General features: G+C 62.0%; 17 protein-coding genes. 6 read left to right on the top strand and 11 right to left on the bottom strand.

All coding sequences use genetic code 11. The features are described from left to right. Positions 1-238: 238 nt before the first annotated feature. The 3 genes from betA to betI all read right to left on the bottom strand — a co-directional run bounded on the left by betA (position 239) and on the right by betI (position 4,183). Complete coding sequence (betA, locus tag ACQKPZ_RS20615) at positions 239-1,936, bottom strand: choline dehydrogenase (RefSeq protein ID WP_427541619.1); 1,698 nt, start codon at positions 1,934-1,936, stop codon at positions 239-241. A 78-nt stretch (positions 1,937-2,014) separates the two neighbouring features. Beyond that, positions 2,015-3,487 carry a betaine-aldehyde dehydrogenase gene (gene betB / locus ACQKPZ_RS20610; protein ID WP_427541616.1) on the bottom strand — a complete coding sequence of 491 codons (1,473 nt, stop codon included), beginning with the start codon at positions 3,485-3,487 and terminating at the stop codon, positions 2,015-2,017. A gap of 39 nt (positions 3,488-3,526) precedes the next feature. Beyond that, positions 3,527-4,183, bottom strand: coding sequence for a transcriptional regulator BetI (gene betI, locus ACQKPZ_RS20605; RefSeq protein WP_391126428.1), 657 nt, complete (start codon positions 4,181-4,183; stop codon positions 3,527-3,529). Positions 4,184-4,716: 533 nt separating this feature from the next. Here betI and ACQKPZ_RS20600 point away from each other — a divergent pair. Both ACQKPZ_RS20600 and ACQKPZ_RS20595 read left to right on the top strand, forming a co-directional pair. Next, positions 4,717-6,663: a BCCT family transporter gene (locus tag ACQKPZ_RS20600; RefSeq protein WP_391126669.1), complete on the top strand. Its 1,947-nt coding sequence runs from the start codon at positions 4,717-4,719 to the stop codon at positions 6,661-6,663. Between the two features lie 130 nt (positions 6,664-6,793). Then, positions 6,794-11,446: a hypothetical protein gene (locus ACQKPZ_RS20595; RefSeq protein WP_427541613.1), complete on the top strand. Its 4,653-nt coding sequence runs from the start codon at positions 6,794-6,796 to the stop codon at positions 11,444-11,446. 3 nt (positions 11,447-11,449) lie between these two features. Here ACQKPZ_RS20595 and ACQKPZ_RS20590 read toward each other — a convergent pair whose 3' ends face one another. The 4 genes from ACQKPZ_RS20590 to gpmI form a co-directional block, all read right to left on the bottom strand. Next, positions 11,450-12,226 (bottom strand): divergent polysaccharide deacetylase family protein, encoded by a 777-nt coding sequence (locus ACQKPZ_RS20590; protein ID WP_427541610.1) that lies wholly within the window; start codon positions 12,224-12,226, stop codon positions 11,450-11,452. A gap of 8 nt (positions 12,227-12,234) precedes the next feature. Then, positions 12,235-13,551 carry a S41 family peptidase gene (locus ACQKPZ_RS20585; protein ID WP_427541607.1) on the bottom strand — a complete coding sequence of 439 codons (1,317 nt, stop codon included), beginning with the start codon at positions 13,549-13,551 and terminating at the stop codon, positions 12,235-12,237. Between the two features lie 78 nt (positions 13,552-13,629). Beyond that, positions 13,630-14,937 carry a murein hydrolase activator EnvC family protein gene (locus ACQKPZ_RS20580; protein ID WP_427541604.1) on the bottom strand — a complete coding sequence of 436 codons (1,308 nt, stop codon included), beginning with the start codon at positions 14,935-14,937 and terminating at the stop codon, positions 13,630-13,632. A 228-nt stretch (positions 14,938-15,165) separates the two neighbouring features. Continuing rightward, positions 15,166-16,701: a 2,3-bisphosphoglycerate-independent phosphoglycerate mutase gene (gene gpmI, locus ACQKPZ_RS20575; protein WP_427541601.1), complete on the bottom strand. Its 1,536-nt coding sequence runs from the start codon at positions 16,699-16,701 to the stop codon at positions 15,166-15,168. A 206-nt stretch (positions 16,702-16,907) separates the two neighbouring features. On the opposite strand from gpmI, the gene ACQKPZ_RS20570 reads away from it, so the two are divergent. Genes ACQKPZ_RS20570 through secB form a run of 3 tightly spaced genes read left to right on the top strand, consistent with a single transcriptional unit; the run spans position 16,908 to position 18,102 of the window. After that, on the top strand, positions 16,908-17,321 hold the full coding sequence (locus ACQKPZ_RS20570; RefSeq protein ID WP_427541598.1) for a rhodanese-like domain-containing protein: 414 nt from the start codon (positions 16,908-16,910) through the stop codon (positions 17,319-17,321). Position 17,322: 1 nt separating this feature from the next. Beyond that, a complete protein-coding gene (gene grxC, locus ACQKPZ_RS20565) occupies positions 17,323-17,577 on the top strand; it encodes a glutaredoxin 3 (protein WP_003249204.1) in 255 nt (84 codons plus the stop codon). A gap of 39 nt (positions 17,578-17,616) precedes the next feature. Continuing rightward, positions 17,617-18,102: a protein-export chaperone SecB gene (gene secB, locus ACQKPZ_RS20560; protein WP_391126407.1), complete on the top strand. Its 486-nt coding sequence runs from the start codon at positions 17,617-17,619 to the stop codon at positions 18,100-18,102. Positions 18,103-18,266: 164 nt separating this feature from the next. Here the strand turns inward: secB and trmL are convergent, their stop codons facing one another. Further along, the gene (gene trmL, locus ACQKPZ_RS20555; protein ID WP_012274606.1) at positions 18,267-18,728 is read right to left on the bottom strand and encodes a tRNA (uridine(34)/cytosine(34)/5-carboxymethylaminomethyluridine(34)-2'-O)-methyltransferase TrmL; all 462 of its coding nucleotides are present in this window, start codon (positions 18,726-18,728) and stop codon (positions 18,267-18,269) included. Between trmL and ACQKPZ_RS20550 the strand changes: the two genes are divergently transcribed. Next, positions 18,727-19,164, top strand: coding sequence for a hypothetical protein (locus ACQKPZ_RS20550; RefSeq protein ID WP_427541596.1), 438 nt, complete (start codon positions 18,727-18,729; stop codon positions 19,162-19,164). The genes trmL and ACQKPZ_RS20550 overlap by 2 nt on opposite strands. 443 nt (positions 19,165-19,607) lie before the next feature. On the opposite strand, the gene ntrC is transcribed toward ACQKPZ_RS20550, so the two are convergent. The 3 genes from ntrC to glnA all read right to left on the bottom strand — a co-directional run. Continuing rightward, entirely contained in the window at positions 19,608-21,044 is a 1,437-nt protein-coding gene (ntrC, locus tag ACQKPZ_RS20545; protein ID WP_391126398.1) for a nitrogen regulation protein NR(I), read from the bottom strand. Next, positions 21,041-22,126, bottom strand: a complete 1,086-nt coding sequence (gene glnL, locus ACQKPZ_RS20540) for a nitrogen regulation protein NR(II) (protein WP_016712463.1) — start codon at positions 22,124-22,126, stop codon at positions 21,041-21,043. Before glnL ends, ntrC begins: the two co-directional genes overlap by 4 nt. Before the next feature lie 356 nt (positions 22,127-22,482). Further along, the coding region (gene glnA / locus ACQKPZ_RS20535; protein WP_427541593.1) for a type I glutamate--ammonia ligase at positions 22,483-23,323 on the bottom strand (841 nt) is incomplete at its 5' end.

The following is a 23,323-nucleotide window of genomic DNA, read 5'->3' as shown; positions in this document are numbered from 1 at the left end:
AAGGGACTTGGTAGCATCTCGCTAGCAGGTCGCGTGCCAATCGATTCTAACCTGATGAATTGGCAGCATGTAAAGCGTTTCTGCAGATGTGCAAAAGGCACCGCGGTGGGTGCCTTTTGTTGTGTTGCCTGGGCGCGCCTCTTCGCGGGCTCGCCCGCTCCCACAGGGATCTTGCAAGGCCTGCTGGCGATGCAGTACCTGTGGGAGCGGGCAAGCCCGCGAAAGGGCCAGTGCGGGCTTACGCCTGCTTCACTTCACGCATCGGCTTGCCTTTCACCGGTGCATCGCCTGCCACGTAGTACTTGGCAGTGCTGCGTGCCAGCGGCTTGCGGCCACGGATCTTGTCCGAAATTTTCTCGGCGATCATGATCGTGGTGGCGTTGAGGTTGCCGGTGATGATCAGCGGCATGATCGACGCGTCGACCACACGCAGGCCTTTCATGCCGTGTACACGGCCTTCGCCGTCAACCACCGCCATGTCGTCGGTGCCCATCTTGCACGAGCAGGACGGGTGGAAGGCGGTTTCGGCGTGCTCGCGAATGAACTTGTCCAGCTGCTCGTCGGTTTGCACGTCGGCGCCCGGGCTGATTTCGCGGCCACGGTACGGGTCCAGCGCCGGCTGGGCCATGATTTCGCGGGTCAGGCGGATGCCGTCACGGAATTCCTGCCAGTCCTGCTCGGTGGACATGTAGTTGAACAGGATGCTCGGGTGCTGGCGCGGGTTTTTCGACTTGGCCTGGATGCGACCACGGGCAGGCGAGCGCATGGAGCCCATGTGCGCCTGGAAACCGTGCTCTTTCACGCCATTGGAGCCATTGTAGTTAATGGCGACTGGCAGGAAGTGGTACTGAATGTTCGGCCACTTGAACTCAGGGCGGGTGCGGATGAAACCGCCAGCCTCGAACTGGTTGCTGGCGCCGATGCCGGTGCCGTTGAACATCCACTCGGCACCGATGGCCGGCTGGTTCCACCACAGCAGCGATGGGTACAGCGACACCGGCTGGGTGCAGGCGTACTGCAGGTACAGTTCCAGGTGGTCCTGCAGGTTTTCGCCAACGCCCGGCAGGTCGTGCACGACCGGGATGTCGAGGCTTTCCAGCAGGGCGCGTGGGCCTACGCCGGAGCGTTGCAACAGTTGCGGCGAAGCGATGGCGCCAGAGCTGACAATCACTTCCTTGCGCGCACGGGCTTCAACACGCTCTTCGCTGTCGCCGACCAGGTAGGTCACGCCAATTGCGCGCTTGCCGTCGAACAGCACGCGGTCGCTCAGGGCGTGGGTGACGATGGTCAGGTTCGGGCGCTTCTTGGCCTGGTCCAGGTAGCCACGGGCGGTGCTGGAACGGCGGCCGTTCTTGGTTACCGAACGGTCCATCGGGCCGAAGCCTTCCTGCTGGTAGCCGTTCAGGTCTTCGGTGCGTGGGTAACCGGCTTGTACGCCGGCCTCGACCATGGCGTGGAACAGCGGGTTGTTGCCAGCCTTCGGCGTGGCAACGCTGACCGGGCCTTCGCCGCCGTGGTAGTCGTTCGGGCCGATGTCGCGGGTTTCGGCTTTACGGAAGTACGGCAGGCAGTCCAGGTAGGTCCAGTCTTGCAGGCCCGGCAGTTCTGCCCAGCCGTCGAAGTCCATGGCGTTGCCGCGGATGTAGCACATGCCGTTGATCAGCGACGAGCCACCCAGGCCCTTGCCGCGGCCACACTCCATGCGGCGGCCATCCATGTGAGGCTCCGGGTCGGTCTCGTAGGCCCAGTTGTAGCGGCGGCCTTGCAGCGGGAAGGCCAGGGCGGCTGGCATCTGGGTGCGGAAGTCGAAGCGGTAGTCGGGGCCACCGGCTTCCAGCAGCAGTACGGTAACGCCGGCGTCTTCGGTCAGGCGGGTGGCCAGGGTGTTACCGGCCGAGCCGGCACCGACGATGATGTAATCGAATTCTTGGGACATGAAAGTACCCTCGTGTTGGCGGTGATCAGGGAGCGGGAACGCCCGTGCGCAGCGGCACGGGCGTGGCTGGACAGGGCCTTAGAAGACCGAGTTGTAGCCGCCCAGCTCGACCTGGACCGACTTGATGCGGGTGTATTGAGCCAGCGAGCTCACGCCGTTTTCACGGCCGACACCCGACTGCTTGTAGCCACCAACCGGCATTTCGGCTGGCGATTCGCCCCAGGCGTTGATCCAGCAGATACCGGCTTCCAGCTTGTGGATGATGCGGTGGGCGCGGGTGATGTCGTTGGTGCACACACCGGCGGCCAGGCCGTACTCGGTGTCGTTGGCACGACGGATCACTTCTTCTTCGGTTTCGTAGGTGAGAATGCTCATCACCGGGCCGAAGATCTCTTCCTTGACGATGGTCATGTCGTCGGTGCAGTCGGTGAACACGGTCGGGGCCACGAAGGCGCCCTTGGCGAAGTCACCGGCAGTCAGACGCTCGCCGCCGCACAGCACGCGGGCACCTTCTTCTTTACCTTTGGCGATGTAGCCCAGCACGTTTTCCATGTGCGGGAAGCTGACCAGCGGGCCGAAGTTGGTGTTTTCGTCTTCCGGGTTGCCAACGCGAATGCGGGCAACGCGCTCGGCGATCTTGGCTTCGAAAGCAGCTTTCATCTCGGCAGGGATGAACACGCGGGTGCCGTTGGTGCACACCTGGCCCGAGCTGTAGAAGTTGGCCATCATGGCGATGTCGGCGGCCTTGTCCAGGTCGGCGTCGGCGCAGATGATCAGTGGCGACTTGCCGCCCAGTTCCATGGTGACTTCCTTCAGCGACGAGCTGGAGGCGCTGGCCATGACCTTCTTGCCGGTGGTGGTGCCGCCGGTGAAGGACACTTTTTCAATGCGTGGGTGCTCGGTCAGCCAGGTGCCGACTTCGCGGCCGCTGCCGGTCAGTACGTTGAACACACCATTCGGCAGGCCGGCTTCGGTGTAGATCTCGGCCAGTTTCAGGGTAGTCAGCGAGGTGACTTCCGAAGGCTTGAAGATCATGGCGTTGCCAGCGGCCAGGGCCGGGGCAGACTTCCACAGGGCGATCTGGATCGGGTAGTTCCAGGCACCGATACCCACGGTGACGCCCAGCGGCTCGCGGCGGGTGTAGACGAAGGACGATTCACGCAGCGGGATCTGCTCGCCTTCGATGGCTGGTACCAGGCCTGCGTAGTATTCCAGCACGTCGGCGCCGGTGACGATGTCGACGTAGCGGGTTTCGGAGTACGACTTGCCGGTGTCCAGGGTTTCCAGCATGGCCAGCTCGTCGTTGCGCTCACGCAGGATGTCGACGGCGCGGCGCAGGATGCGCGAGCGCTGCATGGCTGTCATTGCTGCCCAGACTTTCTGGCCGCGCTCGGCGCTTTCCACAGCCTTCTCGACGTCGGCCTCGGTAGCACGCTGAACGTGGGCGAGGACTTCGCCGGTGGCCGGGTTGATGGCTTCGAAGGTGGCATCGCTGCCAGCGTCGACGTAAGCGCCATCAATGTAGAGTTTTTGCGTTCCGAAACGGGCCATAGTGTCCTCGCAAGTGCAGTGTGTGGTTTGGCTTGCGCGTCACGCTCCTGCCGGGTTGGCAAGGGCCGTGCGCGCTTGGTCAGCAGCCTGGTCGTTGGTGCTCAGGGTGTGCTGTTTAGCCAGTTGTAGATCCATGTATTCGTAAGCAATCCGTATCGCCTGGTCGGTGTCGAATGCATCACCCGACAGGGCACCACGCAGCCACAAACCGTCGATCAGGGCCGCCAGGCCGCGGGCTGCCTTGCGCGCATGGTAGAGCGGCAGGGCGCGGCGGAACTGGCAGCACAGGTTGGAATACAAGCGGTGGTCGTTGATCCGCTGCAACCTGTGCAAATCGGGCTGGTGCATGCTGGAAGCCCAGAAGGCCAACCAGGTTTTCATTGCCGGGCCGTTCACCTGGCTGGCATCGAAGTTGCCCTCGATGATCACTTTCAGGTGGGCGCGCGGGCTGTCGTCCGTCAGGGCCTGGCGACGTGCTCGAACGCCTTCGTTGAGCATGTTCATGATGTAACCCATCGTCGCTGCGATCAGGCCGTTCTTGTCCCGAAAGTAGTGACTGATGATGCCGTTCGACACACCGGCCAAACGGGCAATCAGCGCAATGCTGGCGTCCCCCAGACCGACCTGATCGACCGCCTGCAACGTGGCTTCGATCAACTGCTGGCGGCGGATGGGTTGCATACCGACCTTGGGCATCTTGCTATCTCCTCAGGCCTGCGAGCAGACGACGGGCGGCTGACTCGGCGAAGGCCAGTCTATTTTGTTTTGATTGAACGTTCAATCAATAAAGAATAAGCTCTGCGACAATTTGTGCCATTGACAGTTTTTCAGGCGGTCGAGAAGGCACGGATTGACACCCCAGGAAATCGCGTAACCCCCGGAATACAAGGCGTTGACGGGCATGAGCGATGCGAAATGCAGATTCTGCCGTACGGTCACTGGCCCTGCGACAGGCCCTTGGAGCGGGCGGGGTGATCTGTGACGAATGCGCGCACCTCAGCCGAGGCGTGGCATTTTCAGCAGGCCACCTGTCTGTTTTTTTGCAACGTATCGATTCGGGATCACGGTTTCCAGGGTGCTTTTATAACACCTGACGCAGTGGGGATATTCCACCAATTGCTCGGGAAAGACTGATTAGCCTCCACAGCCGTACTGCCCGGAGCATTCGTGCAATGAGTTCTGCCTCACTTACCAAGCCCCCCGCCGAGAGGGTACGGGTCAACCGCGTGGTGTTCTTCACCTCCGCGCTGATGATCCTTGTTCTGACTGCCTTGCTGATCGCTGTACCCGAAACCGCCGGCCAAGTGCTGGGCGTGGCCCAGAAATGGCTGACGCGCACCTTTGGCTGGTACTACATGCTGGTGATCTGCGGTTACCTGGTGTTTGTCGTCTACCTGGCCTTCTCCGACTACGGCAGCCTTAAGCTGGGCGGCAAGGACGACCAGCCGGACTTCAGCTACGGCGCCTGGGCCGGCATGCTGTTTTCCTCCGGTATCGGTATTTCGCTGCTGTACTTCGGTGCTTCCGAGCCACTGGATCACTACTTCAACCCACCGGAAGGCACCCCGGCCAGCCTCGAAGCTGCACGCCAGGGCCTGCAACTGACCTTCCTGCACTGGGGCCTGCATGGCTGGGCGATCTACGCCCTGGTCGGCCTGGCCGTGGGTTACTTCGCCTACCGCCACAACCAGCCGCTGGCACTGCGCTCGGCGCTGTACCCGCTGGTAGGCGAGCGTTGGGTCAAAGGTGCTGCCGGCAATGCCGTGGACATTTTCGGCATGTTCGTCACCCTGCTGGGCCTGGTGACCAACCTGGGCATCGGTTCGATGCAGGTGTCGTCCGGCCTGGAATACCTGTTCGGCATGGACCACAGCAAGACCAACCTGCTGGTGGTGATCCTGGTCATGGCCGGTGTGGCCACCGTGGCGGCGGTCTCGGGTGTGGAAAACGGCATTCGCCGCCTGTCCAACCTGAACATCATGCTGTTCAGCGGCCTGTTGATCTTCGTGCTGCTGGGCGGCGAAACCCTGCACCTGCTCAATGGCTTCGTGCAGAACGTCGGTGACTACCTGAACGGCATCGTGCTGAAAACCTTCGACCTGTATGTGTATGAAGGCGAGGCGGGCAAGTCCGAGCGCTGGCTGGGCCTGTGGACCGTGTTCTACTGGGCCTGGTGGATTTCCTGGGGCCCGTTCGTCGGCATGTTCATTGCCCGTATCTCCAAAGGCCGCACCGTCCGCCAACTGGTCATGGGCGTGCTGCTGATCCCGCTGGGCTTCACCCTGGCCTGGCTGTCGATCTTCGGCAACACCGCGCTGGACCTGGTGATCAACCAGGGCGCAGTGGAACTGGGCAAGACCGCGCTTGAGCAACCCTCGATGTCGATCTACCAGCTGCTGGAATACTTCCCGGCCGCCAAGATCGTGATCGGTGTAGCGGTGTTCGTGGGCTTTGTGCTGTTCCTCACCCCGGCCGACTCCGGCGCGGTGATGATGGCCAACCTGTCGTGCAAAGGCGGCAAGGTCGACGAAGACGCCCCGCACTGGATGGTGGTGTTCTGGTCGGTGGTCATTACCCTGGTCACCATCGGCCTGCTGTTTGCCGGCAACTTCGAAGCCATGCAGACCATGGTGGTGCTGGCAGGCCTGCCGTTCTCGGTGGTGCTGGTGCTGTTCATGTTCGGCCTGTACAAGGCCATGAAGCAGGACGTGGCAGTGGAGCAGGAGCGTGCCGAACTGGCTGCCCGTGGCCGTCGCGGCTTCAGCGAGCGCCTGACCCAGCTGGAGCTGCAGCCGACCCAGGCCGTGGTGCAGCGTTTCATGGACAAACAGGTCAGCCCGGCGCTCAAAGACGCCGCCGCGCAGCTGCAGACCTTGGGCTTCGAGGTGGAAACCCGGGTTGGCCAGTCGCGCAACATGATGGGCCTGCGAGTGATGATGGACGAGGGTAACCCGTTCGTTTACGAAGTGAGCCTGGACGGCTACATGGCCGCGCCGAGCGAAGCACCCGTGGAAGGCGAGCCGGAAGTGCGCCAGCGCTTCTACCGTGCCGAGGTGTACCTGCACGACGGCAGCCAGGAGTATGACCTGATGGGCTTTGCGCCTGAGCAGATCGTACGGGATGTGCTGGACCAGTTCGAAAGCCACCGCCAGCTGTTGGGGCGTGTGTACAGCTGATGCTGATACGCTGAAAAGAAGGCCTTGCTCGACAGAGCAAGGCCTTTTTTTTTTGCGCGAGCAATATTTAGCGTAGGCCTCGGCAAGGCGTGTAGCAGCCTCCCGGATTTACCGAGGAGGTATGCGCAACATGAACAGCCCCGAGCCCCGCACGTTTGCCTTCGCGCAAGCAGTTGCCAAACAGTTTGCTGGCCGGCCCACCTTGCGGCAGGTCGCCAGTGAGCAGCTGTTGGCAGTGTTGCTGGCCGAGCTGCCATGGCTGGCTGATGTAACGCCCGCCCTGTCAACGGCTGAACCCCTGATGCTGGATAGCCCGGACCCCGACACGCCTTACTGGACCACTCAACCGTTGCTCGACCGAGTGTTGCAAGCGCTGTTGGACCCACAGCTGCTTGATATCGAGCCATTGGAGGACGGGCGCCAGTTCAATGTCGGGCTCACGGCGCCCCACCGTTTTGCGGGCTCCCACAGTGAGCTCGATACCCGGCGGCTGACGGGTTTGTCGCGCTCGCTGAATGAACTGGTTGCGCGCTTGGCGCAAAGCTTCTGTGAGGCCCAGCTTGAGTACTGGAAGGCCCAGGGTAGCGCTGGGGTCAGCCGGGATAGCTGGTTGCAGCTTGTGTTGCAAACCGCCCTGTTGCGCGGCCTGCCCATGCAAGGCCTGGATGCAAAGGAGCAGGCCTGCATCCGAGGGGTGATACGCGGCCAGGCTGACCAGCCGTCGGTTTATTTCGTGCAGGCCCAACTGACGAGTGCGTCACAGCAATACGATGAAATGCTGTGCCACCTGTTGGTGCTGGGCGAGTGGGACGAGCGGCAGGTTGTGTTGTGGTGCGAGCCGTCTGGCACCGTGCGCAGTTTCGAATCCCTGGTTGATTTCGGCTACGCCCTTCGTGATGAGCTGGCGCAGCGCTACGCATTCGAGCAGATGAGCTGGCAGCGTTACCCTGTGCAAGGCAATGCTTTCGCCCAGCAAGTTTCGCTGCTGCTCGAAACCGTGTTCCGCAGGCTTGATCGGGTATCTTTCAGTGCCATTAGCGATGTTGGGGCGCTTGAGCAGCGGTTTGCCGAGTTGAGTGATCCATCGTCATGGTTCGTCGATTACGAGAATGAAACGCCAGCGGTTCAACCGCCACTGGGCTTGCGTGCCAGCAGCGCCCAGGACAGCTTTGCGTGGAGTGCCGCGCTGTTGCAAATCGCCGCCTACCAACTCGATGCAGACGGCATCGCCGCATTGGAGGGTGTTCAGTCTCTGCAAGCCTATACCCGCCAGCAGTTGGCGGAGCAAATTCGCCTGGACCACGCTGACGAAGGCTCAGCAGACAACGTTCTTCTGGATTTGTACCTGGCGCGTGGGATGCCGGGTGGTGGGGCAACAGGCGCCGGGGGAGGAGAGCCGCTGGCGTTCGTCGGTAGCAAGACCCTCACAGAATTTGCCATCGGCAATCTTTCATCCCTGAAGGGAGCGACCATTCGAAACATTCGCCACAGTGATGGCAGTGAAGTGCCCACTTGGCTGAATCCGGACTCTGTCAGGCGGTTGGTGCTTCAGGTCGACATTGGTGGTAGTTATCCAGCCTACGTAGCCGGGCATCTGGACGACCCTACGACGCGTGCCGACCGTGTCAGGCGATTTGGGCGGGAATGGCGCAGCGCACTGCTTTGCACTGCCGTCACCGCCAAACTTGACCAGCGGGTCTCGCAAGCCGGGCTGCAATGCGTTGTCGACTTCTGTGCCGGGCATATAGACCCGATCACACCGCGAATGGTGCTTATTCCCTTGGCGTTCAAGCGCAGCCCGGCGTCCGGGAAAAGGGACCGGGTAGGGGGCATGTACATGTTGTACTGCGCCGAACCTTCACTGGTACTTCTATATCGGCCCCTGTTTGCGCAAGACACCCTGCGCGAGTATGCAAGCCTGCCGGCCTTGCTCGACCAGGTTCGCGAGTCGCAGCCGTTACAGGGCAGTATCGTTGACTGGATGGACCCGGCTGTTCGCGCGATCTATCAGAACGGGGGGTTTCAGGAGCCTCACATTGCTGTTATCGGAATTGATTTCTACACGCCGCCCGCTACTCCTGAACCCGCCAGCTTTTCTATTGAATTCTGGCGCAATGATCTTGATGAAAGGCTCTATGCCGCAAACCGGGATTTGCTCGTCGAGCTCGCGAACGAGCAGTCCGTTTCCAATGCCGAAAGCCGCTGGCAGACGCTGAGCGAAGGCGCGTGGCTTCTGTTCGATGTGGTGACTCTGGTTATCCGTGGCCCAGTCGCCTCCATGGCCTGGCTGGTCCAGCTCCTTGGTGCTTTGGAGAACGACCTGAACGCGCTTGAGCAGGGTGGCGAATTCGCACGTTCGGCTGCCATTGCCGACCTGATGTTGAACCTGGGTATGACCTTGTTGCATGCCCGTCAACCTGTGCAGGGGCTGGCTGCGGTCACTGAGCTACCTGACGCTTCAGTGTTTGAAGGCCCCGTTGCCCAGCGCGGCGCTTTTGCCGAGAACACGCTCGTTCCCGTGGACGTTGGCACTGGCCAGGCATTGGCGGCGCTGCCTGGCCGTTGGCTCGACTTCTCCTGGCGGGGCCAGAGTGGGCTCAACTGGTTGCCGCCTGCACAGCGGCAAGCGCTCCATGCCATGCGTTCAAACGTGGCGCTCAACGGCCTGCAGCCGTTGACCACCCATGAGGCGAGGGGGTTGTACCTTATCGATGGCCACTATTATGCGGCGTTGGGCGGGGACGCCTACCGTGTGGAGCGATCACCAGCCGGTGTACGAGTCGTCGATCCCCGAGGAACACCAGGGCCCTGGATCGTTTTCGATGGTGTCTGGCGAGTCGACACCTCACTCCGCCTGTATGGCGGTATGAAACAAAGCGCTACTCGGGCCAGGCTTGCGAACCGGTTCCACGAGATGAAAGACAAGATCCGCCAACTGGACCTGCAGGTGAATGAAGCGAGGGAACTGTTCGGCGCACGGGCAAAAAAATCGCTTGAATCGTTAGACCGGTTGCAAAACCTCAAGGCTCTCAGGGCGAAGGCAGCTGCAGCGCTACTCTCACCGCCAGAGGGGGCTGATGTTACGCAGATGCAGGGTTTGCTTCAGCGGTACGATGACCGTATAGCTGAGTGGGAAGCGGAGGATTTCAAGCGCAGGGAGGAATCGGTACAGCAATTGGAGACCGCTGTGCGCGCAGAACAAGCGATTCTGCCACTGCTAACGACCATGAAGGAGCCCAAATTTGCTACCGAGCGCTCGATGGACGATTGGGATGCCGTGATCGAGCAGCACGAGAAGAACGTTCGAACGGGGCTAATCCGCAATAGTGATTTCATTGTCAAAGAGCTGTGGGAATTAGCGGATTATCAGGCGCTTGCCGAGATGCGAAACCGCCTGAACGGGCGACCTATCGTTGAAGTCTCCGAGCTGTACAAAAAGTTACGCCTCAAGCTTGAAACCGTTGTAGGCCTGCAGGACCGCATACTTCTGGCTCAAGAGCATCTCGATGAATTATTGGCTGTGACAGCGGACGATTTCGAGATATCCAGCGCGCCGGAGGAATCGGCGCATACCGTTGGCCAGTTGATTGCTTCGCGTCACTTCACCACTGTCCAATTGCGTTTCCACCAGGTGCTGAACCTGAGTGACCTTGCTTTGCACCTGGACAGCGAAACCGGGATCGAAACGCTTGTCGGCTACAGGGAAGAATTGGCCGGCCTGAACTTGCGTAGCGCCGCAGATGCCCACGGTGAACTGGACGTTGTCACCCTGTCGGCGCAGGACAGGGTTGTCATCCTGCAGGAAGCCTGGGATGAATACACAGCCGCGCTGCTCAACAGCGCGCGTATCCGCAAAACAGGCGGGCAGTTGATCGAGCCGGGGATGATCGATCGATACCAGGAACATGTCGGCAAGCTCAAGCTGGACGCCGGACGCCGCCTGGTCGAAGCGGTTCGTGAGCAGGAAACCGGCACTGTACCCGATAGGCGTTCGCCCTATTCGGTCGCCAGCACGCAGCAGCGGCTGGTCCGCAATGCTCAAGGGCAGTTGCTGATCGGGACGGAGACCGAGGTGGAGGGGCAGCGCATCGTCGAGGTGCGCGAGTCCTTTTCCGACGATGTGTTGGCCACATTCGAGCAGGTTCAGGGCCAATGGCGTGAGCGAGAGGCTAAAAGGCCTTCATTGGTTGATCAGGCGCCTCCGGACGATCTACCCATGTGGGTGCAGTCGCTGCTTGAAGAAAATACGGCTGTGCGGGAAAAGGCCAGGTCGTACGTCGAGCACGATATCAAGGGCTCCTTGCTCGCCCAGCTGTTTGATCAGCAGCTGAACAAACTGGACCAGGCCGCGAGCGTCGTGCGCGATGCGGGGGGCAACGAGAGCCTTCTCAGGACGCTGGAGCGGGATGCAGATGCACTGCGGGCCGAGAAAAAACTGCAACTGACCACCCTGTACACCGACACCAGCTATCCCTCTGCTGACGCCCTGCAGTTCCTGCATGCAGAGGGCGTGATCACGGTTGAATACAACGAAAGGCGCACCATGCAGGACGGTAGTGCATTTGATGAATACAAGGTGCTGCGCCTACCGAGCAGGCGAAACCTGTGGGCCGCGCACTTTCATTTCAGTTCACCTGATGACTACGCACAGGACTTCACCACCGGGCACCTGAAAACCTGGAGCCAGCGCCGAATGAGCCGTCGCCTGGCCGCCGCCGCGGGCCAGCGCCTTCATTATGGCAAGCTGACGCTGGAGCAAGCCCGGGGGATCATTCCCTTCTGATTGCTAACGCTGGCTGCGGTTGGTGTACCGGCCATGCCTGCCGTGCGCCGGCATGGCCTGGTTACCCCGTTCGGCGATCATCTGCTGCAGGCTGACCAGGGTGATGCCTTGTTGCGCCAGGCGTGGCAGCTCGCGCGCCAGTATGTCGAGTGTTTGCGGGTAAGGGTGGCCGATCAACACGGCGGAGCCTTGTTGGCGGGCAAGGGCGATACCTTGCTGAAGTTGCCGGCTGATCGCTTCGTTGGTGCGCTCGTCGTCGAGGAACACATCACGGGAAACGTGTGCCAGCCCCTGTGCCTGCGCTTCGGCCGCCGCTACCGTCGCCGCACTGGTGCGGCTGTCGACAAAGAACAGGTGGCGCCGCTGCAACTCGGTCATCAACCAGGTCATCGGTTCGCGTTGGGCCGTCATCCGGCTGCCCATGTGGTTATTGATGCCTGCCGCGTACGGGACTTTGGCCAAGGCCGCATTCAGGCGCCGGGCCAGTTCCTCGATGACGATGCCCGGGTGCCAGGCATAGGGCCCGGTGGCCGGGTCCATCGGCATGTGCAGGATCACCGTTTTGCCAGCCTTGTGCGCCTGGCGGGCGAAGTCGGTGGCGTGCGGGGTGTCGGGCATGATTGCCATGGTCACCGGGCCCGGCAGGGCCAATGTGCGGCTATCACGCTCGGGGCTCTGGCCCAGGTCGTCGATGATGATGCTCATGTAGGCCTTGTTGGCCGGTGCCGCTTGCGCGACCCCGGCCAACAGGCAAAACAGCAGGCACAGCAGATAACGCATGCGTTGTATCACTTGCCCGAGGTGATGTTCAGGCCCTTGAGCAGGCTCAGTGCCTGGCTCAGCTGGAAGTCGTCATCCTGCGGGCGCTCCTTGCGCTTGCTGCTGCCGGTCGGGCGGTCGGCACCGCCGTTACCATTGCCCAGGTGACCTTGCAGGTCAGCTTCCTTGAAATTGTCGGTGTCGACTTCAGCGGTGAGCTTGGCCGGGCGCACTTCGATGTCAGGAACGATGCCTTGCGCCTGGATCGAGCGGCCATTGGGGGTGAAGTACAGCGCAGTGGTCAGCTTCAGGGCGCGGTCGTTGGCCAGTGGCAGCACGGTTTGCACCGAACCTTTGCCGAAGCTGTCGGTGCCCATCAGCACGGCGCGCTTTTGGTCCTGCAGGGCGCCGGCGACAATTTCCGAGGCCGAGGCGCTGCCGCCGTTGATCAGTACCACCAGCGGCACGCCTTCGCTGGCGTCGGCCGGGTCGGCCGAGAAGCGCAGCTCGGAGTTGGCGATGCGGCCCTTGGTGTAGACGATCAGGCCCTTGGTCAGGAAGTGGTCGGCCACTTCCACGGCGGATTGCAGCACGCCGCCCGGGTTGTTGCGCAGGTCCAGCACCACGCCGCGCAGCTTCTTGCCGTTGTCCTTGCGCAGCTTGGCCAGGGCCTTGCCCACCTCGTCGCCGGTCTTGACCTGGAACTGGGTGATGCGGATGTAGCCGTAGTCGTTCTCCAGCAGCTGGCTCTTCACGCTCTTGACCTGGATGACCGCGCGGGCCAGGGTCACGTCAAACGGGTTGCCGCCGTCGCGCACCAGGGTCAGGGTGATTTTCTCGCCAACCTTGCCGCGCATCTTGTCGACTGCTTCGGTCATGGTCTGGCCGCGGGTGGGTGCGCCATTGATCTTGACGATCAGGTCGCCAGCCTGCACCCCGGCACGCGAGGCCGGGGTGTCGTCGATGGGCGAGACCACCTTGATGAAGCCGTCTTCCTGGCCCACTTCGATGCCCAGCCCGCCGAACTCGCCGCTGGTGCTTTCCTGCAGCTCCTGGAAGTCTTCGGGGCCAAGGTAGGCCGAGTGCGGGTCAAGGTTGCTGAGCATGCCCTTGATCGCGTTTTCCAGCAGGGTCTTGTCGTCCACCGGCTCTACATAGGCCGCCTTGATGCGGTCCATGACCTCGGCAAAGGTGCGCAGCTCTTCCAGTGGCAGCGGCGCCTTGGCGGTCACCTCGGTGGCGGGCACTGCGGCGGCCTTGGCCGGCTCGGCGGCGGTGGCCAGGGGCGCGCCGACCGCCAGGGCGATGGACAGGGCCAGCTGGGTGAGACGAGGCGAGTGCAGCATGTCGAACGAACTCCTGATCCTGTAAGCGCTCCCTGGGGAGCATCGGCGCAGCATTCAGGCTACGCCGTAGAAATTTGACTAGCCCCGGCACCACTGCGCAGGGTCGGTCGGTCGGCCCTGCTGGCGGATGGCGAAGTACAAGCCTGCCGCGTCCTGGCCACCGCTGTCGCCCACGGTGGAAATGGCTTCACCGGCCTTGACGATATCACCGGCGCTCTTGAGCAGGCTCTGGTTGTGGCCGTAAAGGCTCAGGTAACCATTGCCATGGTCGAGAATGACCAGAAGCCCGGCACCGCGCAACCAGTCGGCAAACACCACACGCCCACCGTGTACGGCGCGTACCTGGGTGCCTGGGTTGGCGCTGATCATCACGCCGTCCCACTTGGCACGGGCATCGCTGCCGCGCGCATCGCCGAAGCGTGCCAGCAATCGACCATTCACGGGCCACGGAAGTTTTCCACGTGCGGAAGAAAATGCGCCGCCGTAGCTCTCGCCGTCGGTGGAAACCATCGGGCCGAGGGTGGTGCGGGCCTTCTTCGGTGGCTCCACCGGCTCCTTGGCCTCTTCGCGGGCAGCGGCGGCGGCCAGGGCCTCCTGCTGGCGGCGTTTTTCCGCTTCCTGCTGGGCCAGCAAGGCTTTCTTGCGCGCTTCTTCAGCCTCGCGGGCTTGCCGGGCCAGGGTTTCCTCGATGGTCTTGAGCACTTTGGACAGGTCGGCCTGGTCCTGCTCGCGGGCCTGCAACTTCTGGTCGCGGTCCTTCATGTCGCCATTAAGCTTGGCCAGTACCTGCTGGCGCTTGCCTCGTTCGGCCTCAAGGGCCTGGCGGCGGCTGTCGAGGTCGGCGCGCTGGGCCAGCAGCTGTTGCTGCTGGGTGGCCATTTCCTGCTCGACGTTGGCCAGTTGGCGCAGGGTTTCGTTGAAGGTGCGCAGTTGTTCCAGGCGCGCCTTGCTGATGTAGTCGTAGTAGGTGAGGGTGCGGGCGAACTTCTCGGGGTTCTGCTGGTTGAGCAGCAGCTTGAGGTATTCCTCGCGGCCATTGTTCTGGTAGGCCGAACGGGCCTGGATGGCGATCAGTCGCTGTTGTTCAACGCGGGCGCTCTGGAGTTTTTTTTTCTCGGTATCAAGGCGCTCCAGATCGCCCTCGGTCTTTTTTAGTTCTTGCTGCAGCGCCTCCACCTGCTTTTCGAGGTTGCCGATGTCGGTCTCGGTGGTTTTGAGGTCCTTTTGCACACCGGCCTTTTCTTCCTGGAGCTTGCCCAGCGTTTTCTTGAGCTCGGCAATGTCCTGGCGGGTGGCGTCCAGTTGCTGCTGGGTCTGTGCACGCTCATCGGCGAAGGCCGGGCTGAGCAGGCAAGACAGGGCGAGTAGGATCAGGGCGCGAAGCATGGGGTTTGGCGTACCAAGGATGGAGACTGGCCTAGTATGCCCGCCCGGGCGGGCAAAAAAAACGCCTCGCTGCGGGTGCAGAGGGGCGTTTGTCTGGAATTCATGTGTAATCGGGGGCTGCTGCGCAGCCCGATCGCGACGCAAGGCCGCTCCTACAGTCATCACGCGGTCCCCTGTAGGAGCGGCCTTGTGTCGCGATGGGCCGCAAAGCGGCCCCAATTCACAGATTCAGGCGTCTACCAGAATCGAAGTACCAGTCATTTCCACCGGCTTTTCCAGCCCCAGCAGCTTCAACATGGTCGGCGCCACATCAGCCAGTACGCCGCCGTCGCGCACTTTCACGTTGCGCTTGCCTACATAGATGAACGGTACCGGCTCGGTGGTGTGCGCGGTGTGCGCCTGGCCGGTGCATTCGTCTTCCATCTGCTCGACGTTGCCGTGGTCGGCGGTGATCAGCGCTTCGCCGTCCACTTTGGCCAGCGCTTCGACGATGCGGCCGACGCAGGTATCCAGCGCTTCAACCGCCTTCACCGCAGCCTCGAACACGCCCGTATGGCCGACCATGTCGCCGTTGGCGTAGTTGACCACGATCACGTCGAAGCGCTGCTGCTCGATGGCTTCGACAATGCGATCGGTCACTTCCGGCGCGTTCATTTCCGGCTGCAGGTCGTAGGTGGCAACCTTGGGCGACGGGATGAGGATGCGCTCTTCGCCTTCGAACGGCTCTTCACGGCCACCCGAGAAGAAGAAGGTAACGTGGGCGTACTTCTCGGTTTCGGCAATACGCAGCTGGGTTTTGCCGTTCTTAGCCAGGTACTCGCCCAGCACGTTGTTCAGGCTGGCCGGTGCAAAGGCTGCCGGCGCCGGAATCTTGGCCGAGTACTGGGTCAGGCCGATGTAGGCAGCCAGTTTTGGCAGGCGGGCGCGCGGGAATTCATTGAAGTCGGCTTCGACGAACACGCGCGACAGCTCGCGGGCACGGTCAGCGCGGAAGTTCATGAAGATCACGGCATCGCCGTCCTCGACCCTGACCGCTTCGCCAATGCGCGTGGCCTTGACGAACTCGTCGCTCTCGTCGCGGGCGTAGGCCGCTTCCAGGCCGGCCTGGGCGGTGTCGGCGGTGTATTCGGCAGTGCTGTCGACGATCAGGTTGTAGGCGGCGCTTACACGGTCCCAGCGGTTGTCGCGGTCCATGGCGTAGTAGCGGCCGATCAGGCTGGCGATGCGGCCCTTGCCCAGCCTTGCGAAGGTGGCGTCGAGCAGTTCGATCGACGACTGCGCGCTGCGTGGTGGAGTATCACGGCCATCGAGGAAGGCGTGCAGGTAGATTTTTTCGGCGCCACGCTGCGCGGCCAGTTCGGCCATGGCAACGATGTGGTCCTGGTGGCTGTGCACGCCACCATCCGACAACAGGCCGAGGATGTGCACGGCCTTGCCGGCACTGGTGGCTTTGTCCACGGCACCGGTGAGCACCGGGTTTTCGAAGAACTCGCCGTCACGGATGGCTTTGGTAACGCGGGTGAAGTCCTGGTAGACGACGCGGCCCGCGCCCAGGTTCATGTGACCGACTTCGGAGTTGCCCATCTGCCCGTCCGGCAGGCCGACATCCATGCCTGAGCCGGAAATGAGGCCATGCGGCTGGGTGGCGCGCAGGCGGTCATAGACCGGCGTGTTGGCGGCAAAAATGGCGTTGTGTTCGGGGACTTCGCTGTGGCCGAAGCCATCCAGGATGATCAGGACCAGGGGTTTGGGCGTACTCGTCATCAATCAAACTCACGGTTGTTCAAAGATGATAAAGACACGCATTTTAGGGCAAATGCGCCACCTGCGGCGAATATTCGTCCTGTTCCCGGACCAGCGCGCCTCATGCGGCAACATGAAGGTACCTTTACGGCCGGCCCGTCGGGCTTTGGTGGCACTGGGGGGCTGTGTATACTGGCCGGCATTTTCAATCGCCTGGAACACCGCTGATGGTTGCTCACCTGATTCAATTCGCGACAGATCACTACATCCTGGTTGCGATCTTCGTTGTTCTGCTGGTCCTGCTGCTGCTCAATGAAATCCGCCGTGGCGGCCAGAGCCTGACCAATGGCCAGCTGACCGCCCTGGTCAACGCCGACAAGGGCCTGGTCCTCGACATCCGTACTGCCAAGGAATACGCCGCCGGCCACATCGTCGGTGCGATCAACATTCCGCAGGACAAGCTGGCCACCCGCATGACCGAGCTGGACAAGCACAAAGAGAAGACCCTGATCGTCGTCGACGCAATGGGCCAGCAGTCCGGCACCCACTGCCGCGAGCTGCTCAAGGCTGGTTACACCGCTGCCAAACTGAGCGGTGGCGTTTCCAGCTGGAAAGCCGATAACCTGCCCCTGGTGAAGTGATATGAAGCCCGTCATCGTCTATTCCAGCGACTACTGCCCCTACTGCATGCGCGCCAAGTACCTGCTTGAGAGCAAGGGCGTGGCCTTCGAGGAAATCAAGGTCGACGGCAAGCCGCAGGTTCGTGCCGAGATGAGCCAGAAGGCCGGCCGTACGTCGGTGCCGCAGATCTGGATCGGCAGCACCCATGTCGGTGGATGCGATGACCTCTATGCCCTGGAGCGCGCCGGCAAGCTCGACGCGTTGCTGGCGGCCTGATTTGCACTGCATTCAAAAACATTAGGATAAGGATCTGCCATGACTGACCAACAGACCAACGGCGCTGCTGCAGAAGACAACAGCCCACAGTTTTCCCTGCAGCGCATCTACGTGCGCGACCTGTCGTTCGAGGCCCCGAAAAGCCCGCAGATCTTCCGCCAGAGCTGGGAGCCGAGCGTCGCGCTGGACCTGAACACCAAGCAGAAAGCCCTGGAAGGCGACTTCCACGAAGTGGTACTGACCCTGTCGGTTACCGTCAAGAACGGTGACGAAGTGGCCTTCATCGCTGAAGTGCAGCAGGCGGGTATCTTCCTGATCGCCAACCTCGATGCCCCTTCGATGAGCCACACCCTGGGCGCGTTCTGCCCGAACATCCTGTTCCCGTATGCCCGTGAGACCCTGGACAGCCTGGTGACCCGCGGTTCGTTCCCGGCACTGATGCTGTCGCCGGTCAACTTCGACGCCCTGTACGCGCAAGAGATGCAGCGCATGCAGGAAGCGGGCGAAGCGCCGACCGTGCAGTAATCGCTGCCGGCTTCAGAAAAAGCGCCTCTCGGGGCGCTTTTTTGTTGCCTGTGCGGGCCTCTTCGCGGGCATGCCCGCTCCCACAGGTACAGCGCTGTACTTGAGGCTGGTGCGATCCCTGTGGGAGCGGGCGAGCCCGCGAAAGGGCCCGCACAAAAGAAAGATCAACTCCCGGCAAACCCATTCTGCCGCCAGGCCTCATACACCGTCACCGCCACGGTATTGGACAGGTTCAGGCTCCGGCACCCCGGCCGCATTGGCAGGCGCAGGCGTTGTTCGGCCGGCAGGCTGTCCAGCACCTCGGCTGGCAACCCGCGGCTCTCCGGCCCGAACAAAAAGGCATCGCCCGGCTGATAGGCCACTTCATGGAACGGGTGCGAGCCTTTGGTAGTGAAGGCAAACAGCCTTGGATTGCCCAGGCTTTCCAGGCATCCGGCCAGGCTCTCGTGGCGCTTGAGCGTGGCATACTCGTGGTAATCCAGCCCCGCGCGGCGCAAGCGCTTGTCATCCAGTTCGAAGCTGATGGGTTCGATCAGGTGCAGGTGGCAGCCGCTGTTGGCGCACAGGCGAATGATGTTGCCGGTATTCGGCGGAATTTCTGGTTGAAAAAGGATGACGTGAAACATGCACGGCTCCAAGCGTGAAGATGACGGGCATTCTACCCCTGAACCGGACGTGCGTTCGAAGGCGTTCCCGCGGATGATGCTGTCGTTGGCGATCGTTGGCGTTATGGTCGGGTTGATGATCGGCCGCCTGACAATGCCCGAAGAGCGGGTGTTGCAGCAGGTGGAGGTGGTGCAGAACGGCCTGGACCTTTGGTTCAACGAAGAGCCGCAGCTGCACGGCGAGAACGTGGAAGGTACGGTTGGGTTGCTGTTCCAGGCCCAGGGCAAGGCCCAGCAAGGGCAGTTGAGCCTTGAGGGGAAGCCGGTGAGCTGGCGGGTGCAGAAGAGCAAGGAAGGCTTGTTGCTGACAGTGGTGGCCGCGCGCCCCCTGCACGGCGAGTGGGCCGGTGCAGAGGACGCTGGACGCTGGCGGGTGCAGGTGAAACTGCACGAATAAAAGAGGGGATATCCCGGCCTGCCTGTACCAGGGTCCCCAAAAGGGCTACGGCGTACTGCGTGTAAAGAGGGGATGGCCCGGCCTGCCTGTACCGAGGTCCCCGAAACGGGCGATGCTGCAAATAAAAGAGGGGTTCACCCGGCCTGCCTGTACCAGGGCCCCGAAACTGGATATGTATTAGCTATTGCAGGGGGCGTGCCAGTTTTGCAAAACCCGGAAATACTGGGCTTTGAGGGGGATTTGGCCGGGTTTTGAGGGGATTTGTGCCTTCGAGAGGTGCATTGGGCACAGGATCGGTGCATCGGGGCTGAAATGGCTGGGGCCGCTTTGCGGCCCAATCGCGACACAAGGCCGCTCCTACAGAGGATTGCGTTCTCCTGGAGCGGCCTTGAGTCGCGATGGGCTGCGCAGCAGCCCCAAGGATCTTGCAGAATTACCGAGAGTCAGTGCTCGTCACCTTCCTCATCATCCCCGCCCGCCACATTCATCCCCAGTTCCTTGATCTTGCGCGTCAGGGTATTGCGTCCCCAACCCAGCAACAGCGCGGCATCCCGGCGCCGCCCAGCGGTGTGCTTGAGCGCCGTCTCGATCATGATCCGTTCAAAACTCGGCACCGCACTGTCCAGCAGGTTGGTCTGCCCACGCGCCAGAGCCTGGTCGGCCCACTGGCGCAGGGCCTGCTCCCAGTTGGTGACCGGCGCGGCATCCTGTGGCAGGTTCAGCAGTTCGGGCGGCAGGTCACCGATCAGCACTTCACGGCTGGAGGCCATCACCGTGATCCAGCGGCAGGTGTTCTCCATCTGCCGCACGTTGCCTGGCCACGGCAGGTTGCGGATGAACTCTTCGGTCTCCGGCTTGAGGATCTTCGGCTCTACCGCCAGTTCCTGGGCGGCACGGGCGAGGAAGTGGCGGGCGAGGGCAGGGATATCCTCACGGCGGTCAGCCAGGCGCGGGATGTGGATGCGAATCACGTTCAGGCGGTGGAACAAGTCTTCACGAAACTTGCCGGCCTGCACCAGCGATTCCAGGTTCTGGTGGGTCGCGGCGATGATGCGCACGTCGACCTTGACTGGCACATGGCCGCCAACCCGGTAGAACTCGCCATCAGCCAGCACCCGCAGCAGGCGGGTCTGGGTGTCGGCGGGCATGTCGCCAATCTCGTCGAGGAACAAGGTGCCGCCGTCGGCCTGTTCGAAGCGGCCCCGGCGCAGGTTGGCAGCACCGGTGAAGGCCCCTTTCTCATGGCCGAACAGTTCGGATTCCATCAAGTCTTTCGGGATGGCTGCCATGTTCAGGGCAATGAACGGCGACGCCGCCCGCGGGCTATGGCGGTGCAGGGCGTGGGCCACCAGCTCTTTACCGGTGCCGGACTCGCCATTGATCAGCACGGTGATGTTGGAGTGGCTGAGGCGGCCAATGGCGCGGAACACCTCCTGCATGGCCGGTGCTTCGCCGATGATTTCCGGGGTGCGCGCCAGGTTTTGCGGCACATCCAGCCCTTGTTGCTCCTGCGCATGCTGGTTGGCACGTTTGACCAGCGAGACCGCCTCGTCCACATCGAACGGCTTGGGCAGGTACTCGAAGGCGCCGCCCTGGTAAGACGCCACGGCGCTGTCCAGGTCGGAATGGGCGGTCATGATGATGACCGGCAAGCGCGGGTGTTGCTCGCGGATCTGCGCCAGCAGGTCGAGGCCGCTGGCGCCCGGCATGCGGATGTCGGAAATGATCACGTCCGGTTGCTGGCGTGCCAGGCGGCCCATCACACCGTCTGCGCTGTCGAAGCTCTGGGTGGTCATGCCTTCCTGTTGCAGGGCTTTTTCCAGGACCCAGCGGATGGAGCGATCATCGTCGACGATCCATACGGTTTCACTTCGGCTCATGAGGCGGTGGCTCCTTGTTCCAGGGGCAGGTAGATCGAGAAGGCGGTATGGCCTGCGTGGCTTTCACACTCGATCAGGCCCTGGTGCTGGCTGATGATGTTCTGGGTGATGGCCAGGCCCAGCCCGGTACCGTCCGGGCGGCCACTGACCATGGGATAGAAGAGGGTGTCTTGCAGTTCCGGCGGAATGCCCGGGCCGTTGTCGATGATCTCGACCCGCGCGACCAGGCGATGGCGCACGTGGCCGATGGTGAACTGGCGCAAGGCGCGGCTGCGCAGGGTGATGCGGCCCAGGCGCAGTTCGTTCTGCGAACTGATCGCCTGCATGGCGTTGCGCACGATATTGAGTACGGCCTGGATCATCTGCTCGCGGTCGATCAGCACGTCCGGCAGGCTTGGGTCGTAATCGCGCACCAAAGTGATGCAGCCCTGGCTTTCAGCCTCGACCAAGCTGCAAACGCGTTCCAGTACTTCGTGGATATTGGTCATGGCCAGCGACGGCAGCTTGTTCGAACCGAGCATGCGGTCGACCAGGTTACGCAGGCGGTCGGCCTCTTCGATGATCACGTTGGTGTAATCGCGCAGGCCTTCCTCGGGCAATTCGCGTGACAGCAACTGCGCTGCGCCGCGGATGCCGCCGAGGGGGTTCTTGATTTCGTGGGCCAGGCCACGCACCAGCATCTTGGTGGTTTCCTGCTTGCTCAGCTGGGCCTCTTCCTTGGTGATGCGCAGCAGCCGGTCGCGTGGATGCACCTCTAGCAACAGCAGGGTCTGGCCCTGGTTGAGGATAGGGGTTACCGCGTAATCGACGGTGATGGTCTGCCCGGTCAGCGAGGTCAGCTGCGCTTCGCGCTTGGTGAACGGGTGCGCCTGTTCGACCGCCTGGCGCAACGAGCTGAGCGCCTCGGTCGACTCAGTGAACAGCTCGCTGATGAACTGCCCATGGCTGCGTTGGCCGCTGACGGCCAGCAGCATTTCCGCGGCCGGGTTCATGTACTCCAGGCGCAGCTCGGCATTGAGCAGCAACGTGGCGGTGGTCAGGTTGTCCAGAAGCAGACGGTGCTGCGCATCGCTGATGGTCATAAGGCGTCGTTGACCTCTTTTGGCGCTTGCCTGGCACTGCTTTGGCCAGGGCCAGGTGCGGTGGCCCCGCTGGTGCGAAGCTCTCTACCCGCAAGAAATGCAAGAAACAAACCAAAGCTCCGAAAAGAAGCGGGATTTGCCGATAAAGGCCTGTATCTGCGCAAATTCGGATCAGAAACTCTGGATGAAACGTTTCATGTGAACCAGATTGGGGAGCAAATAGGGGCAGGGTGCTTTTGGGTGCACCAAGATAGAGCATAGCGTGGTGGGGGTGGTTTTTGCCTGGTGCAGAAACGAAAACGGCCTCCCGAAGGAGGCCGTCTTGATCATGTGATCGGCGCCAGGCGCCGGTCAGATCAGCAGCTGTAGTACAGCTCGTATTCCAGTGGGTGCACGAAGGTGCGGACCTTGATTTCTTCTTCCGACTTCAGCTCGATGAAGGCATCGATGAAGTCATCGGAGAACACGCCGCCCTTGGTCAGGAACGCACGGCCTTTGTCCAGCTCTTCCAGGGCTTCTTTCAGGCTGCCGCACACTTGCGGAATGTCCTTGGCCTCTTCTGGTGGCAGGTCGTACAGGTTCTTGTCGGCAGCATCGCCTGGGTGGATCTTGTTCTGGATGCCGTCCAGGCCAGCCATCAGCAGGGCCGCGAAGGCCAGGTACGGGTTGGCCGATGGGTCCGGGAAGCGTGCTTCGATACGGCGGGCTTTCGGGCTGCCGACGTAAGGAATACGGATCGAGGCGGAACGGTTGCGAGCCGAGTAGGCCAGCATTACCGGGGCTTCGAAGCCTGGTACCAGACGCTTGTACGAGTTGGTCGACGGGTTGGTGAAGCCGTTCAGGGCCTTACCGTGCTTGATGATACCGCCGATGAAGTACAGGGCGGTGTCGGACAGGCCGGCATAGCCTTCACCCGAGAAGGTGTTCTTGCCGTCTTTCCAGATCGACATGTGCACGTGCATGCCCGAGCCGTTGTCGCCGTACAGTGGCTTCGGCATGAAGGTGGCGGTACGGCCGTAAGCGTCGGCAACGTTGTGCACGACGTATTTCAGGGCCTGTACTTCGTCCGCTTTCTTCACCAGGGTGTTGAACTTGACGCCGATTTCGTTCTGGCCGGCAGTCGCCACTTCGTGGTGGTGAACTTCAACGGTCTGGCCCATTTCTTCCAGTGCGTTGCACATGGCAGTACGGATTTCG

It is taken from the genome of Pseudomonas sp. NPDC089547, assembly GCF_050280665.1.
Classification (GTDB): Bacteria; Pseudomonadota; Gammaproteobacteria; order Pseudomonadales; family Pseudomonadaceae; genus Aquipseudomonas.
Note: the sequence above shows the minus strand (reverse complement) of the source record. Positions and strands in the feature narration are given on the sequence as shown.

Bases quoted from the DNA above. Each gene is read 5' to 3' on its own strand.
- betA (WP_427541619.1), bottom strand. From the start codon at position 1,936: ATGTCCCAAGAATTCGATTACATCATCGTCGGTGCCGGCTCGGCCGGT.
- betB (WP_427541616.1), bottom strand. From the start codon at position 3,487: ATGGCCCGTTTCGGAACGCAAAAACTCTACATTGATGGCGCTTACGTC.
- betI (WP_391126428.1), bottom strand. From the start codon at position 4,183: ATGCCCAAGGTCGGTATGCAACCCATCCGCCGCCAGCAGTTGATCGAA.
- ACQKPZ_RS20595 (WP_427541613.1), top strand. From the start codon at position 6,794: ATGAACAGCCCCGAGCCCCGCACGTTTGCCTTCGCGCAAGCAGTTGCC.
- ACQKPZ_RS20590 (WP_427541610.1), bottom strand. From the start codon at position 12,226: ATGCGTTATCTGCTGTGCCTGCTGTTTTGCCTGTTGGCCGGGGTCGCG.
- ACQKPZ_RS20585 (WP_427541607.1), bottom strand. From the start codon at position 13,551: ATGCTGCACTCGCCTCGTCTCACCCAGCTGGCCCTGTCCATCGCCCTG.
- ACQKPZ_RS20580 (WP_427541604.1), bottom strand. From the start codon at position 14,937: ATGCTTCGCGCCCTGATCCTACTCGCCCTGTCTTGCCTGCTCAGCCCG.
- gpmI (WP_427541601.1), bottom strand. From the start codon at position 16,701: ATGACGAGTACGCCCAAACCCCTGGTCCTGATCATCCTGGATGGCTTC.
- ACQKPZ_RS20570 (WP_427541598.1), top strand. From the start codon at position 16,908: ATGGTTGCTCACCTGATTCAATTCGCGACAGATCACTACATCCTGGTT.
- grxC (WP_003249204.1), top strand. From the start codon at position 17,323: ATGAAGCCCGTCATCGTCTATTCCAGCGACTACTGCCCCTACTGCATG.
- secB (WP_391126407.1), top strand. From the start codon at position 17,617: ATGACTGACCAACAGACCAACGGCGCTGCTGCAGAAGACAACAGCCCA.
- ACQKPZ_RS20550 (WP_427541596.1), top strand. From the start codon at position 18,727: ATGCACGGCTCCAAGCGTGAAGATGACGGGCATTCTACCCCTGAACCG.
- trmL (WP_012274606.1), bottom strand. From the start codon at position 18,728: ATGTTTCACGTCATCCTTTTTCAACCAGAAATTCCGCCGAATACCGGC.
- ntrC (WP_391126398.1), bottom strand. From the start codon at position 21,044: ATGAGCCGAAGTGAAACCGTATGGATCGTCGACGATGATCGCTCCATC.
- glnL (WP_016712463.1), bottom strand. From the start codon at position 22,126: ATGACCATCAGCGATGCGCAGCACCGTCTGCTTCTGGACAACCTGACC.